Below are 16,177 nucleotides of genomic sequence, written 5' to 3' on the forward strand. Positions count from 1 at the left end.
TTACCCGGCAGGTGAGCTTTTAGCTCACCTGCCGGGCACAGATGAGGCTTACTTGTTCCACTGAATGGTGTTCACCTTGAGGGTATAGGAATAACTAGCCCTCTCGACAGCGTTGTCGGTTACTACATGCTTAATTTTGCCCTCGGCCTCCTGACCGGGGTCTAGCACCTTGCCCGCTATGTCCTGCTCGTTGGTTACCTCAATCTTGCCTTTATCGCTTTCGGGAATGTTGATCTCTATGCTCTGCACTTTAAGAGGAATGGTTCCGGTATTCTTGATTTTGTACGTTACCTCAGCGTTATAACCCGGGTAGGTGTTCTCCGCGGTGACGGTGATAGTCTTGGCGTCCTCGCTGATCGTTGCTTCTGTCTTTCCCACATTCTTGTCGGCTCCGGGGTCTACTGTATCACCCACATCATTTGTAGAAACACTGGAGAAGGTTACGTCGTAGGTACCAGTGGCTACCGAGGCGTTGATATTAATAGTTTCCGTCCAAGCAGCATAGGCAGCGCCCATAAGCGCGAGCGCTATCACCATGACCAGGCTGAGAAACTTGGCCCTCTTCATTTGTCACTTCCCCCTTTGGTAAGGTTTTTGCGGTTAAAGTGCTCTCCACAACCCGGTGCTTCTTTCATTATCACTCTCCTGTAGCGACTCCCACCCCCTTCGGCAGGTGAAGTTGTAAGAGTTTACCCGCGTTCCATTGCTGGAAGGAAAGGCAAACCGAGAAGCAATAGTCTTTGCACTCTTCGGCCGCACCCACCGTGAGACTCAAGTCCCCTTCCAGGTAGTTTCCTCGTCCATCAATAATTCCGGTCGGCTGGGTCAGGTCTATTAGAATGGCCGGGTTGGCACTGTGCGCTTCTGCCACGAACCGTACCGGTACTGTGCCTAAGTTGGCTACCCTGTAACGGAAGCGCACGTAGTAGCCAGGGTAGGCGTCTTGCACTTCGAGTATCAGTCTCTTCCCACCGTCTACTATCCAGGTCCTTGCCCGGCTAGGCGCACAACTCTCACCAGCCACTTCGCACCTGGTAAAAACCGGATCGATCTCGCCGGTGGCCACCGTTCCCTTCATTACTAGCCCTTCTTGCCAGGCGGCCAGGCCCACCCCCATCGCGTTTAACAGAAGGACCAGGGTAGCGAGAATAAGGCCTGTCTGAGATTTCCCTTTGTGCTTCCACCTCATTTTTGCCTCTACTCCCCTATCCTTAAGATCTCTGCACATGTTCTTTCTTTTACCCAAATAGTACCAAGGATGCTACAGGAAGTCCTTCCTCCCACAGGTAGGAAATAAAGGGTAGAAAGAGGGTGAAAGGAGGATGATCAGTATTAATCCTTCTTCTACGACAAATGCCGCTAGCGGAGGAGATTTCGGGTTTACCGCTGGCTTAGGTCGGATGAGTCCTTCTCCTACTCGATCTCGCCCTTTTATCGTCCCAAAAGCTAAATAAGGCTTCCCCGGTTACAGGAAGCAGGAGGGCTTTGAAGAACGGTAGCCGAAAGCCTAAAGCAGTAAGCCTAGTTTGTGGTCTACTCTCGCGTGTTTATGGTATTTCTGCTTTTTGCTCCAATTTTTCTAAATATGTTGCGTACATGTGTTTTTACCGTCGACTCGCTTATGAATAGCTCTCTGGCAATTTCTCTATTAGAGTACTTTTTGACGAGAAGGTTAAACACTTCCCTTTCCCTGGGAGTCAAGTTGTACTGAGCTAGGTTTACCTGGTTCAGCTCTTTAGCAGTCCCCATTTCTCTTGCGCAGGTTATTAGCAGCTTCGGGTAAACCACTATATCGGATCGACAGACCAGTTCCAGAATGCGAACCAGATACCCAGGAGCAATTGTTCCAATGTACGCATCTATGCCGGCTTCTAACATAGCCGTGAGATCAGCGGTTCTGTGGGATTTAGCTACCACTACAATCGTTGTCTGAGGACATTGCCCTTTGACTTTACCCAGGAGCGAGACAGGTATGTCATTACCCTTAATAGCACACAAGACGACGTCCGGCTGGGACTCGACCACCTTTTCTTCGAGCGCCAAGAGGTCGGAGGAACCCTCCACCTTAAAGATGTGGGGTAATTTCTTTAGCATTTTCCCCAGAGCTTCCTTGTAGTTGAGGGAATCGCTTGCTATAAAGACCCTGACGAGTGCCATAGAGGCACCTCCATGTCAAGGCAACATTTAAAGGTAGAACTGCTTCCTTATCCCCTGGTTATTCTTCCTGTTCTCTCCTAATTCCTGCCTGAAGGAAGGGTGCTTCCCTGGAATATCCTCTTACCTCCCCTCGTAAAGATGAAAGCGAGGGGTGGACAAAATTGCTCAGCTTCTGGCTCCTGTTCGCTTTGGCCCTTTTCCTCTCTTTGCGGCTGCGGGCGCGACAGATGGCCCTGGAAGAAATCGACGGCCGTCCCCGCCTTTCACCCTTAGCCAGGGCCATTCTCAACCTGTTGGGAGTGGCGGGAGGGGTTTACCTGGCCCTCTCCCTGCTCGTGGACTTTCTGGGGATAAATTTGCCTTCGCGGGTATCCGTTAGGGGGATAACCTTCGAGCCCTTGGCAGCCGTAGCCCTGACCTTTGCCCTGCTTCAACCCTGGCTTCTGGAACTTTACCGCCGCTTCGGGAGGTGAGAAGCGTGCGCTTGGGGGAGCTGGTGGGAAAGGAAGTGGTGAACCTGCACGATGGAGCCCGGCTGGGGGTAATCGGGGAGACCGACCTCTGTTTCGATGCCGAGACGGGGCGGCTTCAGAGCATTATTCTTCCCCAGCGCCAAAACCTTTTTACCTTGTGGTTCGATCGCCAGGAGCTAGTGATTCCCTGGGAGGCGGTAAAAAAAATCGGGGCGGAAGTAGTAGTGGTGGATCTGGACCGCACCTATCCCCGCCTTCGCTAGCCTTCTTGTCAGGGGCGGAGCTTTTTGCTAATATGCTATATTAAGCAAGCGGCCGGAAAGGGCCGAGTTTTCAAGCTTCGAAAGGAGGCGAGCGCCTGGTGTCACCCAAACCGGGGTGGCAGCAGGCGGAAAGTGGAGCGCTTTGCCTTCGTGATACACCCACTAGACGTTAGCGACGTGGCCAGGAAGTTTCCTTTTGTCCGCTTCCTCCCGGATCGCTGGGTAGAAAGGATGCTCTTGCTTTTACCCCCTGTTAAGGTCTCCCACATCACGGGAGTGCGTTCTCCCTACGCGGAGGCGGAGGGGTGGTTCGTTTCTTGCCCCCTCACTGCTCGCCAGATTATGAGCCTACCCCCTGAGTATGTTTTAGAGAAAATAGTGCAGGCGGGAAAATTGGCGGAGAAGCTGGGAGCCAAGATCCTGGGCCTGGGGGCTTTTACCAAGGTGGTGGGGGACGCCGGTGTAACCGTAGCCCGGCGCTTGAATATCCCCGTCACCACGGGCAATAGCTATACGGTAGCCACGGCGGTGGAGGCTACTAAGGAGGCGGCCCGGCTTATGGGCTACCAACTGGAAGAAGCCGCGGTGGCGGTGATAGGAGCTACAGGAGCCATAGGCAGTGTGTGCGCTGAGCTTTTAGCTCGGGAGGCCCAGGACCTGACCTTGGTGGGGCGCAACTTGGAAAGGCTCCGCAACCTGGCCGAGAGAATAAGACACCGGACGGGTTTGGCGGTTAAAATAACCGACGATCTCAAGGGGGCCTTACGGCGTGCTGACGTGGTTTTGACGGTCACCAGCGCGGTGGAGGCCATCATCGAGCCCGAAGATTTGAAGCCTGGCGCGGTGGTGTGCGATGTGGCCCGTCCTCGGGATGTTTCCCGCCGGGTGGCGGTAGAGCGCCCTGATGTGCTGGTAATCGAGGGAGGGGTGGTGGAGGTTCCAGGAGAAGTTAACTTCAACTTTAATTTCGGCTTCCCTCCGCGCATGGCCTACGCCTGCATGGCCGAAACTATGATTCTGGCCCTGGAGGGACGCTACGAGTCCTATACTCTGGGCCGGGATCTAACGGTGGAGCAAGTGGAGGAAATAGCCCGGCTGGCCCACAAGCATGGCTTTAAGCTGGCCGGCTTCCGCAGCTTCGAGCGGGCTTTAACTCCAGAGGACATAGAAAGGGTAAGGGAACACGCTCACCGAAAGCGCAAGGCCGTTTAGGCCTAAAGGTTTTAAGGATAAGGAGATGAAAGTCTATGAAGGAAAAGGAAATCGTGCTCACCCCCGAGGGCCTGCGGCGCCTGGAGGAAGAGCTAGAGCTTTTGAAGTCGGTGCGTCGGCGGGAGGTGGCCGAGCGGATAAAGCAGGCCCTGGCTTTCGGCGACATCTCGGAGAACGCGGAGTACGAGGATGCCAAGAACGAGCAGGCCTTCGTAGAAGGGCGCATTATTACCCTGGAAAAGATACTCCGCCACGCTCGGGTGATAGACCAAGAGGAGATAGGTACGGAGGAAGTGACGATCGGCTCTACGGTCCGGTTGAAGGACCTGGCGGACGGGGCGGAGTACGAATATACCATTGTAGGTTCGGAGGAGGCCGATCCTGCGGCTCATCGCATCTCTTACGAATCGCCGGTGGGACGGGCCCTGCTGGGCAGAAAGAAGGGAGACACTGTGGAGGTGGAGGTGCCCGCCGGCAAGCTTAGGTTTCAAATCCTAGAAATTGCGAGGGAGTAAAGCACCATGCCGGAGGTTTTGCCTGAATTCACCGACCTCATCCGGGTAAGGTACGAGAAGCTGGAGGAGCTTAGGGCTCAAGGGATAGAACCCTATGGCGGCCGCTATGAGCGCACCCATCTGGCGGAGGAGGTGCGCGAACGTTTCTCCGAGCTCGAAGGACGGGAGGTGAGCCTGGCCGGGCGTATTATGGCCCGGCGTAGTCACGGCAAGGTGACTTTTGCCGACCTCCAGGACTTCTCCGGGCGCATCCAGATAATGGTGCGCCAGGACGCCGTGGGTTCGGAGGCTTACGAAATCTTCAAGAAGCTAGATCTGGGTGACATCATCGGGGTAAAGGGGAGCGTTTTCAAAACGCGCACCGGCGAGATAACCATAGCGGTGGCGCGTTTTGAACTTCTGGCCAAGAGCCTGCGCCCGTTGCCGGAGAAGTGGCATGGGCTTCGCGACGTAGACCTGCGCTACCGCCAGCGCTACCTCGATCTCATCGTCAACCCGGAAGTTAAGCGGATCTTCATCCTGCGCAGCCAGATCATCAGGGCTATCAGACGTTTTTTGGACGAACGCGGCTTTTTAGAAGTGGAGACGCCCATGATGCAGCCGCTGCCGGGAGGAGCAGCGGCGCGCCCCTTCATTACCTACCACAACGCCCTGGAAATGCAGCTTTACCTGCGCATAGCTCCGGAGCTTTACCTCAAGCGTCTGCTGGTGGGCGGGTTCGAGAAGGTTTACGAGATCAACCGCAACTTCCGCAACGAAGGGATCTCGACCAAGCACAACCCCGAGTTTACCATGCTGGAGCTCTACCAGGCCTACGCCGATTACCAAGACATGATGAAGCTCACCGAGGAGCTCATCACCTGGGTAGCAAAAGAGGTCCTGGGAACCTGGCGGATAAAGTACGGGGAAGCAGATATAGACCTTACGCCCCCATGGCGGCGAATTTCTCTTCTGGAGGCGGTGCGGCAGAAGACGGGAGTAGACTTTGCTTCCATGGAAGCAGGCGAAGCCAGGGCAGCAGCGGAAAAGCTGGGGGTGGAACTCAAAGGGAAAACCTTGTGGGGGGAAATTGTCAACGAGGTGTTCGAGCAATTGGTGGAGCCGGAGCTCACTAACCCCACCTTCGTTCTCGATTACCCGGTGGACATCTCCCCTCTGGCCAAGCGCAAGAAGGAAGACCCCCGGCTTACCTACCGTTTCGAGCTCTTCATCGGGGGAAGGGAAATCGCCAACGCCTTCTCCGAACTCAACGACCCCCTGGACCAGCGGGAAAGGTTTTTGAAGCAGCTGGAAAAGCGCAGGGCGGGGGACGAGGAGGCCCACATGTTCGACGAGGACTTTCTGGTGGCGCTGGAGTACGGCATGCCGCCGGCAGGGGGGTTGGGCATCGGCATCGACCGCCTGGTCATGCTGCTCACTAACTCTCCCTCCATCCGGGAAGTCATTCTTTTCCCCTTGCACCGCCCGCGCGATTGACCATAGTGTTAACACCATAGTGTTAACCCTGGTTTAAAATTTGGGTTAAAAATTCATAGGAAGTAAGCCCGGCACGAAGGCCGGGGAAAAGCGGGACCACGGAGGTCTTTCCCGGGGTTCCGCTTTTTGCTTGGAAGGGGTGGGGAGAGTGAAGCGAAAGATTGTGGCCGTGGTCTGGCACAGCCACGTGACTACCTTTCGCCGGGCAGCCAAGCTCTTGAACCCTCAGAAACTGGAACTGCGCGTCTTTTCCGCCCGCTATCTTGCCGAAGGCAAAGAGGATCTCGGTGAAGCTTTGTCCGCCTTGGAGCAGGCGGACCTTGTCTTTTTCTACCGCTCGGCAGGCGAAGATATTTGGAGTGAGCTGGAGGAGAAGGCCAAGACACTCGGTTCCCGTCCGGTTGTCTGGATGGCCCACGATCCTGCCTACTGGGCCCTTTCCACAGTATCCCCGGAAGTGGTGGGCCAAGCCTACACTTACCTGGTGCAGGGCGGTCCGGAGAACTTCGCCCGCCTCATTAACTACCTAGCAGCGGAAACTTTAGGTCTGGAGATCCCCGTGGAGCCCCCTTTGGTCCTTCCCTGGGAAGGAATCTACCACCCGCAGGCGGAAGGCCACTTCGCGCACGTGGAAGATTATCTTGCTTGGTACCCCCACCGGGATCGCCCCTTGGTAGGCCTTCTTTTCGGCCGGCACCAGTGGGTCAACGGTACCTTGGACATAGAAAAAGGACTTATCGAAGCTTTAGAGGCGCGGGGCTTAGGGGTAATCCCCGCTTTTTGCTACTCCCTCAAGGACGCTTCTTTAGGGACACGGGGATCGGGGGAGGTAGTGGAGGAGTTTTTCTTTAACGAGGGGCGCCCTCGCATCGTGGCCCTAGTCAAGCTTCTCTCTTTCTTCCTGTCGGCCCGCGCGCGCACCGACGACTTTCACCGGGAAGAGGTGGCCGAAGCGGGGGTCAGGCTTTTAAAGCGCCTGGGGGTCCCCGTCTTTCAGCCGGTAGTTTCTTTCTACAAGACGCTGGAGGAGTGGGAGGACGATCCCCAGGGCCTTTCTCAAGACATCTCCTGGACCATTGCTTTGCCCGAGTTCGAGGGGGTGATCGAGCCCATCTTTCTGGGGGCGGCCCGCCGGGAAGGGGAGTTGGAGATAAGGAGGCCCGTTCCGGAGAGGATAGAGCGGCTGGCCGACCGGGTGGCTGCCTGGGTGCGTCTGGGGCAGAAGCCGCCTTCCGAGCGCAAAGTAGCCTTTATCCTACACAACAATCCCTGTGCTTCGGTGGAGGCCACCGTGGGGGGTGGAGCCAACCTCGACACTTTGGAAAGCGTAGCCCGGATCTTGCGCCGCATGCGGGAGGCGGGCTATGAGGTCGAGGTTCCGGCAAACGGCAAAGAGCTCATCGAAACCATCATGAGCCGCAAGGCCATCTCCGAGTTCCGCTGGACCACGGCGGCGGAGATCGTCAAAAAGGGCGGGGCTTTGAAGCTCATGCCGGTGGAAGAGTACCGGCGGTGGTTCGACACCCTTTCCCCCAAAGTGAAGGATAGGATGATCGAGGCCTGGGGAGAGCCGCCGGGAGAAGCTAAGAACGGCGTGCCCGCCGCCATGGTATACGAGGGAAAAATTATCATTACCGGCGTGCAGTACGGCAACGCCGTGGTCTGCGTGCAGCCTAAAAGAGGCTGTGCCGGTTCCCGTTGCGACGGTCAGGTCTGTAAGATCCTCCACGACCCCGATATTCCTCCTCCCCACCAGTACCTGGCCACCTACCGCTACCTGGAAAGGGACTTCGGCGCTGATGTAATCGTGCACGTAGGAACGCACGGCAACCTGGAATTTTTGCCGGGTAAAGGGGTGGGGCTTTCCGGCGACTGCTTTCCCGACCTGGCCATAGGTACCTTGCCTCACCTTTACATCTACAACTCCGACAACCCGCCGGAAGGTACCATCGCCAAGCGGCGAAGCTACGCCACCTTGGTGGACCACCTGCAAACGGTGATGACCCAAAGCGGCCTTTACGACGAACTGGCGGAGCTCGAGCGGTATCTGGAGGAGTACGAAAAGGCCAAGCTGGCTGATCCCGCCCGGGCTCACGCCCTGGAGCACCTCATCAAAGAGGAGATAAGGAAGGCCCACCTGGAGACCCAGATCCCCTTGCCCGAAGGGCACGAAAACTTCGACCAGGTGGTAGAGAAAGCCCACGCGGTGCTTAGTCTTCTGCGCAACTCCCAAATCCAGGACGGGCAGCACATTTTCGGAGAACTCCCGCAAGGGGAGCGCCGGCTGGAGTTCCTCTACTCCATCCTGCGCTTCGATGCCGGAGAAGAAGTCTCCTTGCGCAAGGCGGTGGCCCGCCTCATGGGGCTGGAGCTTGGGGAACTCCTAAAGCAGCCTGAGAAGTTCTCGCTCCGGTACGGCCGCTCTTACGGCGCTTTGCTGGAGGAGATAGAGAGCAAGGCCCGTGCCTTCCTCTCCCTTCTGCTCAAAGGGCAGGAGGTGACCCTGGAGCAAGCCCAGGAAATTCTGGGCGATAAGCTTTTGGCCCCGGCTTATCTTGAGAAACTAAACGCCTGTCTCCCCCGCGTGCTTGACCTGGTGGGGAGACTGGAAGCTTCCCGCGAGATGGAGGCCTTGCTGGCAGGCTTTGATGCTAAGTACATACCGGCCGGGCCCTCCGGTCTCATCACCCGGGGCCGGGACGATGTTCTCCCCACCGGCCGCAACTTTTATTCCCTCGATCCCCACCGGGTACCTACCAAAGCCGCCTGGGAGGTGGGCAGGCGCCTGGCGGAAAAACTTCTGTTCAAACACCTCAACGAGGAAGGGCGCTACCCGGAGAGTGTGGCCTTCTACTGGATGTGCAACGACATCATGTGGGCCGACGGCGAGGGCTTGGCGCAGATGCTCTACCTCCTGGGAGTGAAACCCAAATGGCTTCCCAACGGTCGGGTGGCGGGGATAGAGATCATACCGCTTAAGGAGCTGGGGCGCCCCCGCATCGATCTGACCGTGCGGGTTTCCGGCATCACCCGGGACAACTTCCCCAACTGCATAGAGCTCCTGGACGAGGCGGTGCAGGCGGTGGCGGCTCTGCCCGAACCTCCGGAGCAGAACTTCGTGCGCAAGCACACCCTGGCCCAGCTCGGGGATAAGGACGCCCCGGAGGCCTGGCGGGAAGCCACCTTGCGCATCTTCGCCTCCAAGCCCGGCACCTACCAGGCAGGGGTGAATCTGGCGGTCTACGCCTCGGCCTGGAAGGATGAGAAGGATCTGGCCGACATCTTCATCTACTGGAACGGCTACGCTTACGGCAAGGGGGTCTTCGGCAAGGAAGCCTTTAAGCAGCTGAAAGAGAACCTGCAGCACGTGGAGGTCACTTATAACAAGACGGTAACCGACGAGTACGACCTCTTCGGCTGTTGCTGCTACTTCGGCACCCACGGCGGCATGACGGCAGCGGCCCGGGTGGTTTCGGGCAGACCGGTCAAGACCTACTACGGGGACACCCGCGAGCCGGAGAGCGTAGAGGTACGCACCCTGGCGGAGGAGATCCGGCGGGTGGTGCGTACCAAACTCTTAAACCCCAAGTGGATAGAAGGACAGAAGCGGCACGGCTACAAAGGTGCGGGGGACATCTCCAAGCGCATAGGGCGGGTTTACGGCTGGGAGGCCACCACGCAGGAAGTGGACGACTGGATCTTCGACGAGATCGCCCGCACCTACGTCCTCAACGAAGAGAGCCGCCGCTTCTTCCAGGAGAACAACCCCTGGGCTCTGGAAGAAATTGCTCGGAGGCTCCTGGAGGCTGAGGGGAGGGGATTGTGGCAGGCCGATCCCGAAGTGCTCAGGGGCCTGAAGGAAATCTACTTGGAAATAGAAGGGTGGATGGAAGAGCGCATGGGGGAGGTGGAGGGAGACTTTCAGGGCGGGGCCATCGACATCCTGACGGCGGAGGAAGTGGCCGATTGGAAGGCCAAGATGGAAGAAATTAAAGCGAAGCTAGGAGGTTAGAGCCGGATGCGGAAGCATGGGGTAATAATCGGTGCCATTCTGCTGCTGTTAGTGACGGTTGCCTTCCTGGGCGGTTGCGGGCAGAAGCCCGCTCCTTCCCAACCAGCCGCGGTGACCATTACCGATTCCACCGGCAAGACGGTCGAAGTGCCCACTCCACTTAACCGGGTAGTGGTGCTGGACGGGGACGCGGCCGAGGCTATGCGCATCCTCAAGGTGCAGGACGTCATCGTAGGAGTAGGGGACACGGTACAGCAGAATCCCTACCTTGGCCTGCAAGACAAGCCGGTGGTGGGAAAGTGGAACAACCCCAGTATGGAGAAAATTGTGGAACTCAAGCCCCAGGCGGTGATCACCTACGGCAAGTGGCCTGGACCAGAGCTGGAGCAGAAGCTGGAACCGACGGGGATCAAGGTGGTGCGACTGGACTTTTATAAGCCCGAGACCTATGATAGCGACCTCAGGGCCCTGGCCAAGATTTTCGGTAAGGAAAAAGAAGCAGAGGAATTTATCAAGTGGAAGCAGGAAAAGCTGGCCCTGCTGAACGATAGGCTCAAGGGCCTGACTGACAAGGACAAGCCCAAAGTGTTTGCCGTCTGGGACAACGCGCTGCGCAAAGGTGCCTGGAAGACTTATGGACAGGGTACGGCCACGGCTCAGGCCATAGAGCTGGGTGGGGGGCTGAACGTAGCCAGGGAACTCAAGGAATATCCCCAGGTAAGTAGCGAATGGATTCTGCAGCAGAATCCCCAGGTGATACTTATCGGAGTTTTGCAGGAGAGTGGCATGGGCTACAAGGCGGAAAGCACAGCTCAAGCGGCTGCCATCCAGAAAGAGGCGCTTGGCAACCCGGTGCTGAGCAAGACGGAAGCGGCCAAGCAGAAGCGCGTTTACCTCTTAAGCACCAAGCTTCTGGGCGGAGACAAGAGCTACTTGGGGGCCATCTTCATCGCTAAGTGGCTTTATCCGGAGCGCTTTCAGGACGTGAAGCCCGAGCAGATCCTGAAGGAATACTTCGAGAAGTGGCTTAGGGTGCCTTTCAAGGGTGTCTGGGCCTATCCGGAAAGCTGAGGGGGTAGTTCTAGATGCGCTTGCGGTGGGGTATTAAAGGGTTGCTGGGGACTTTGCTTTTGTTGGGGCTCATCGCCGGCTGCGGGAAAAGCCAGCCGGGAGCGGTGGCGGAGAAAGCTCAGAAGATCACCATAACCGACTCTTACGGGCGGCAGGTGGAAGTGGTTTCTCCTCCCACCCGGATAGTTAGTCTTAACCCCAATGTTACCGAAATGCTTTACATCCTGGGAGCCGGGGAGCGGATAATCGCAGTTTCAGAGGGCCAGCAGTTTCCTCCCCAGGTTCGAGGCAAAGAAACGGTGGGCCCCACTTTCACTCCCAGCGCTGAGAAAATCATTGCTTTGCGTCCCGATGCGGTCTTCGCTTACGGCCCTTCTGGTGGCCCAGCGCTTAAAAAGGAGATTGCCGAGCAGCTGGAGGCTGCGGGTATTCCCCTGATTTACCTGGACCTTTACAAGCCCCAGACCTTCTCTTCCGACGTCCGCACTCTGGCCAAAATCGTGAATCAGGAGAAAAAGGCCGAAGACTACTTGGCGGTGGTGGACAAATACCGCCAGCTTATAAAAGAAAGAATCGGGCGACTCAAGCCGGAGGCAAAGGTGAGGGTTTATCTAGAGGGTCGCACGGGCGATTACGTTACCTACTCCAAGGGGAGCGGCGGGGATGAGCGGGTAACCTTGGCTGGCGGGATAAACGTGGCCGCCAACGAGCCGGGCAAATACCCTCGCGTTAGCCCCGAGTGGGTACTGCAGAAAAATCCTCAGGTGATAGTTAAAGAGATCTTGAAAGACAAGGCTCCTATGGGCTACGGTGTCACAGACACCAAGAAGCTCGAAGAGATCCGTGCGGCGCTCATGAGGCGGCCGGGCTGGGATAAGTTGGAAGCGGTGAAGCAAGGCCGGGTCTATCTTGTTTCCACCGAGATTAGTGGCTCGCCCCGCGATATTGTTCTGCTCTGCTACTACGCCAAGTGGTTCTATCCGGAGCTCTTTACCGATCTTGATCCGCAAGCCGTTCACCGGGAGCTTTTGACCAAGTTCTATGGGGTGGAGCCCCGGGGTGTATGGGTCTATCCGGAAAAGTAGGGTTCTGGAAATGAGGGGCGGATTATGAATACCCTGGTGGAGCTTCAAGGGCTTTCGGCAAAGGATATGCCGGCCATCAAGTCGGTTTACTCCCGGCACACCGGCCGCAAGCTTCTTTTCCTCTTTTCTTTGCTGGTGCTGCTTTGGCTCGCGACGCTCTTTTCCACGGCTGTGGGAGCCGCTGGAATAGGAGTCCGGGACGTGCTGGGAGCCATTTTGGCGCATTTAGGACTTAAATGGCTTCCCACCAGTGCCTTGGCCGAAACTATCGTCTGGCAGCTCCGCCTCCCTCGCATTCTACTCGCGGTTTTAACCGGGATAAGCTTGGCCGGAGCCGGGGCGGTAATGCAGGGGGTTCTGCGTAACCCCCTGGTTTCCCCCTACACTCTGGGGCTTTCCAGCGGCGCAGCCTTCGGGGCGGCTCTGGCCATCGTTCTGGGCACCGGTGTTCTGGGGAGCAGTTATCTTGCCTTCTCCAAGTGGCTGATCGTTACCAATGCCTTCATCTTCGGAGCTCTGACCATGATCCTGGCCTATCTCCTGGCCACCTTTAAGGGTTTGGCGCCGGAGGTCCTGGTTCTGGGAGGGGTGGCCATCGGCTATCTTTTTCAGGCCGGGGTATCGCTTCTGAAATATATCTCTAACCACGAATCTTTGCGGGAGCTGGTGGTCTGGTTGATGGGGGGGTTCTGGGGGGCCAGCTGGGGCGCGGTGTCCATCCTCGTTCCCATCGTGCTGATTTCTATCGGCGGATTGCTTTATTACGCTTGGGATCTCAACGTCATAGGAGCGGGAGAGGAAGTGGCGGCCAATCTGGGGGTGAACGTTAAGCGGGTGCGCTTGGCGACTCTGGGCCTTGCCACGCTGGTTGCTTCCTCAGCGGTGGCCTTCACCGGGATTATCGGCTTCATCGGGCTGGTTTCGCCCCACATCTGTCGCATGGTCATCGGCAGCGACAACCGCTTCCTCATCCCCGCTTCTTGTCTCATGGGAGCGGTGCTGCTCCTGCTTTCCGACACCCTGGCCAGGACCATCATAGCGCCCACCGAGCTGCCGGTGGGGATCATCACCGCCTTCATGGGTTCTCCCTTCTTTATCTACCTCTTGATTAAGAAAAGGCGCCAGTGGTGGGGGTGAAAGCGAGAATGTCTGGAAGCAAGTTTCTGGTCGCGAAAGTCGTTCTAGGAATCTTTTTGGCGGCCCTTTTGCTAGCGGGGTGCGGGTCTGGTACTAAGGAGACTGGACCGCAGAAGATTCCGGTTAAGGAGCGCTTGGTTACCGCCAGCGGGCAGGTAGAGGAGCGCGAGGTTCTGATCCCTTCTCCTCCCAGTCGCGTAGTGGTTCTGGGAGGTTACGCGGCGGAGATTATCCAGGCGCTTGGGGCTGAAAGCAGGGTGGTGGGCATAGACGAGCATACCAAAACCAAGGTACTATGGCCGGAGTACGTGACCAAGTTGCCCAGCGTTGGGCCTTCTAACACCCCAAGCGTAGAAGGAATTCTGGCTCTTAAGCCCGACCTCGTGATCGAGGGATTTTTGGAGCCCAAAATAAGGGAGCAGTTGGTGACGGCCGGAATCCCGGTGCTGAAAATCTATGGCTACAAGACCGAACTTCTGGGAGAAGAGATCCGGACTCTAGGAAAAGTCTTTAAAGCGGAGAAACGAGCCGACGAGTACGCCAGCTTTATCGAGCGGCAGTGGAATGAGGTTAAGAAACGCGTGGCTGGTCTTCCGGCTGCTCAAAAGCCCAAGGTTTACTGGGAGTCGAGCCTGGGGAACTGGAAGACGCACGGAAAGGGATCCGGTGCCCATCCCTTGATCGAGTGGGCTGGGGGAGTAAATTTGGCAGCGGAGCTCGGCACCTCTTACCCCACGGTTACCCCGGAGTGGGTGGCGGCTAAAAATCCGGACGTCATTATTAAGTATGTGGGAGCTCCGACTATGGGCTGGAAGGGTGATAGTAAGAAACTGGAAGAGATTCGCCAAGAGATCATGAACCGGCCAGCACTCAAAAACACCAACGCGGTCAAAAACGGCCGGGTTTATCTCATAAGCGATAAAATCACTTGTGCTCCCCAGGGAGCGGTTGGGATCTATTACCTGGCCAAGTGGTTCCACCCAGAGCTCTTTAAAGATATAGACCCTGGGATATTGCATCGGGATATGCTGAAGCGGTTTTACGGCGAGGAGTTGAAGGGAATCTGGGTGTATCCCCAGGAATAGGTGAGGAGAAGATGCGCTTGGAAGTAAGAGGGCTAGGCTTTGCTTATAGCAGTGTGCCGGCCCTTAGAGACGTGACCTTTGCCGTTCAGTCGGGAGAGGTTTTAGGAATAGTCGGACCCAACGGTTCGGGTAAGAGCACTCTGCTACGCTGCCTAGCCAAAGTGCTGAAGCCCCATGTCGGTACGGTTTTCCTGGACGGCAAAGACCTGGCCGGCTTGAAAGGCCGGGAAGTGGGGCGCTTGCTGGGATACGTACCTCCACCGGGCAGCGGACAGGCCTTTCCCTGTACGGTGCTCGAGACTGTGCTTCAGGGGCGCCGTCCTCACCTCACCTGGGGAGTGGGGCCGCGCGACCTGGAGGTAGTGACCAGAGCCCTGGCGTATCTGGGCCTTACCGAGCTGGCCGAGCGGCAGCTCAACGAGCTTTCCAGCGGCCAGCGGCAAAAGGTGCTGATTGCTCGGGCTCTGGCGCAGGAGCCGGAAGTCTTCTTGCTCGACGAGCCGACGGCCACGCTGGATTTGCGCTACCAGCTGGAGGTTCTGGCCCTCATGCGGAAGCTAGCCAAGGAGCAAGGATGCGTGGTGGTAATGGTTCTGCATGATCTGGGCTTGGCCAGCCGCTTTTCCGACCGGCTTTTGCTGCTGCACCAGGGGAGTATTTTCGCGGCCGGAGGCGCCGAGTCTGTACTGACCCCGGAGAACCTGCGGGTAGTGTACGGGGTTGAAGCGGTGGTGACCAAGACTCCCTGGGGCCTGCAAATAACGCCGGTAGCTCCGGTGTCTTCCAGTGAGAAGGCGCAGGAAAAAGCGAGGGTGGCGGTTAGAAGCCAATGACAGACCTCAGGGAAGAAGCGGCTATCGTCATTAGGGGTGTAACTAAAAATTACGGCTCGGTGCAGGCGCTTAAAGGGGTAGATCTTACCGTCAAGCGGGGGGAAATTTTCGGGCTTTTGGGCCCTAACGGGGCGGGGAAGACCACCCTCATCCGCCTGCTCACCACCCTAGCTCGCCCCTCGGGCGGGGAATTGTGGGTGGGGGGGTATCGGGTGGACCGCCACCCGGTGGAGGTGAGGCGGCTTATCGGGGTAGTTCCGCAGGTAAACAACCTGGAAAAAGAGCTTACTGGAAGGGAAAATCTGCTTTTGCACGCCCTTTTGCATCGGCTACCCCGGCAAGAGCGCCGACGCCGAATTGAAGAGCTGTTGGCCTACGTGGGCCTGGAGGAGTGGGCCGACCGCAAGGTGCAGGTATACTCCGGAGGCATGGCGCGGCGGCTCTTAATCGCTCGGGCTCTGCTGCACCGGCCCCAGATCCTCTTCTTAGATGAGCCTACCATTGGGCTTGATCCGCCTACCCGGCGGCGGATATGGGATCTCGTTCAGCGCTTAAATCAGGAAGGAGTTACCGTTTTTCTCACTACCCATTACATTGAGGAGGCGGAAAGCCTTTGCCACCGCGTGGGTGTGATCGACGGGGGGAAGATTATCGCTCTGGGTTCGCCGCGCGAGCTCTGTGCCCGCCTGGGCAGCTTTTGCGTGGAGTTTTTCGCCGGTGAGGAGACCCGCCGCTTCTTTTTCCCTTCCCGTGCCGAAGCTCGTGCCTACGCCGACAACCTGCCGGGGGATGTCACGGTGCGGCGCACCAACCTGGAAGACGTCTTTGTGGAGCTCACCGGTAAAGTTATGGGCTGAG

15 protein-coding genes are annotated in these 16,177 nt (G+C 57.4%); 12 read left to right on the forward strand and 3 right to left on the reverse strand.

Annotated features, from left to right (window positions below):
• Positions 1 to 48 precede the first annotated feature (48 nt).
• The 3 genes from DXX99_RS07185 to DXX99_RS12015 all read right to left on the reverse strand — a co-directional run bounded on the left by DXX99_RS07185 (position 49) and on the right by DXX99_RS12015 (position 2,157).
• On the reverse strand, positions 49 to 567 hold the full coding sequence (locus tag DXX99_RS07185; protein WP_115792820.1) for a hypothetical protein: 519 nt from the start codon (positions 565 to 567) through the stop codon (positions 49 to 51).
• Between the two features lie 70 nt (positions 568 to 637).
• Positions 638 to 1,189 (reverse strand): hypothetical protein, encoded by a 552-nt coding sequence (locus DXX99_RS07190; RefSeq protein WP_134642964.1) that lies wholly within the window; start codon positions 1,187 to 1,189, stop codon positions 638 to 640.
• Positions 1,190 to 1,533: 344 nt separating this feature from the next.
• Positions 1,534 to 2,157, reverse strand: a complete 624-nt coding sequence (locus tag DXX99_RS12015) for a response regulator transcription factor (RefSeq protein ID WP_115792822.1) — start codon at positions 2,155 to 2,157, stop codon at positions 1,534 to 1,536.
• Between the two features lie 161 nt (positions 2,158 to 2,318).
• Between DXX99_RS12015 and DXX99_RS07200 the strand changes: the two genes are divergently transcribed.
• The 12 genes from DXX99_RS07200 to DXX99_RS07255 all read left to right on the forward strand — a co-directional run bounded on the left by DXX99_RS07200 (position 2,319) and on the right by DXX99_RS07255 (position 16,176).
• Positions 2,319 to 2,630 carry a hypothetical protein gene (locus DXX99_RS07200; protein ID WP_115792823.1) on the forward strand — a complete coding sequence of 104 codons (312 nt, stop codon included), beginning with the start codon at positions 2,319 to 2,321 and terminating at the stop codon, positions 2,628 to 2,630.
• 5 nt (positions 2,631 to 2,635) lie between these two features.
• Positions 2,636 to 2,893: a YlmC/YmxH family sporulation protein gene (locus DXX99_RS07205; protein ID WP_115792824.1), complete on the forward strand. Its 258-nt coding sequence runs from the start codon at positions 2,636 to 2,638 to the stop codon at positions 2,891 to 2,893.
• A 132-nt stretch (positions 2,894 to 3,025) separates the two neighbouring features.
• A complete protein-coding gene (locus tag DXX99_RS07210; protein WP_115792851.1) occupies positions 3,026 to 4,105 on the forward strand; it encodes an NAD(P)H-binding protein in 1,080 nt (359 codons plus the stop codon).
• 35 nt (positions 4,106 to 4,140) lie between these two features.
• On the forward strand, positions 4,141 to 4,620 hold the full coding sequence (greA, locus tag DXX99_RS07215) for a transcription elongation factor GreA (RefSeq protein WP_115792825.1): 480 nt from the start codon (positions 4,141 to 4,143) through the stop codon (positions 4,618 to 4,620).
• A 6-nt stretch (positions 4,621 to 4,626) separates the two neighbouring features.
• Positions 4,627 to 6,096 (forward strand): lysine--tRNA ligase, encoded by a 1,470-nt coding sequence (gene lysS / locus DXX99_RS07220; RefSeq protein ID WP_115792826.1) that lies wholly within the window; start codon positions 4,627 to 4,629, stop codon positions 6,094 to 6,096.
• Positions 6,097 to 6,244: 148 nt separating this feature from the next.
• Positions 6,245 to 10,108: a cobaltochelatase subunit CobN gene (gene cobN, locus DXX99_RS07225; RefSeq protein WP_240610860.1), complete on the forward strand. Its 3,864-nt coding sequence runs from the start codon at positions 6,245 to 6,247 to the stop codon at positions 10,106 to 10,108.
• Positions 10,109 to 10,114: 6 nt separating this feature from the next.
• Positions 10,115 to 11,179 carry an ABC transporter substrate-binding protein gene (locus tag DXX99_RS07230; protein WP_115792828.1) on the forward strand — a complete coding sequence of 355 codons (1,065 nt, stop codon included), beginning with the start codon at positions 10,115 to 10,117 and terminating at the stop codon, positions 11,177 to 11,179.
• Positions 11,180 to 11,193: 14 nt separating this feature from the next.
• Positions 11,194 to 12,264, forward strand: a complete 1,071-nt coding sequence (locus tag DXX99_RS07235) for an ABC transporter substrate-binding protein (RefSeq protein ID WP_115792829.1) — start codon at positions 11,194 to 11,196, stop codon at positions 12,262 to 12,264.
• A gap of 24 nt (positions 12,265 to 12,288) precedes the next feature.
• A complete protein-coding gene (locus DXX99_RS07240) occupies positions 12,289 to 13,401 on the forward strand; it encodes a FecCD family ABC transporter permease (protein WP_115792830.1) in 1,113 nt (370 codons plus the stop codon).
• An 8-nt stretch (positions 13,402 to 13,409) separates the two neighbouring features.
• On the forward strand, positions 13,410 to 14,486 hold the full coding sequence (locus DXX99_RS07245) for an ABC transporter substrate-binding protein (protein WP_115792831.1): 1,077 nt from the start codon (positions 13,410 to 13,412) through the stop codon (positions 14,484 to 14,486).
• 11 nt (positions 14,487 to 14,497) lie between these two features.
• Positions 14,498 to 15,319, forward strand: a complete 822-nt coding sequence (locus DXX99_RS07250; RefSeq protein ID WP_115792832.1) for an ABC transporter ATP-binding protein — start codon at positions 14,498 to 14,500, stop codon at positions 15,317 to 15,319.
• On the forward strand, positions 15,316 to 16,176 hold the full coding sequence (locus DXX99_RS07255; protein ID WP_115792833.1) for an ABC transporter ATP-binding protein: 861 nt from the start codon (positions 15,316 to 15,318) through the stop codon (positions 16,174 to 16,176). The genes DXX99_RS07250 and DXX99_RS07255 overlap by 4 nt, the downstream gene beginning before the upstream one ends.
• Position 16,177 lies beyond the last annotated feature (1 nt).

It is taken from the genome of Ammonifex thiophilus (assembly GCF_003368535.1).
GTDB classification, from domain to species: Bacteria; Bacillota; Desulfotomaculia; order Desulfotomaculales; family Ammonificaceae; genus Ammonifex; species Ammonifex thiophilus.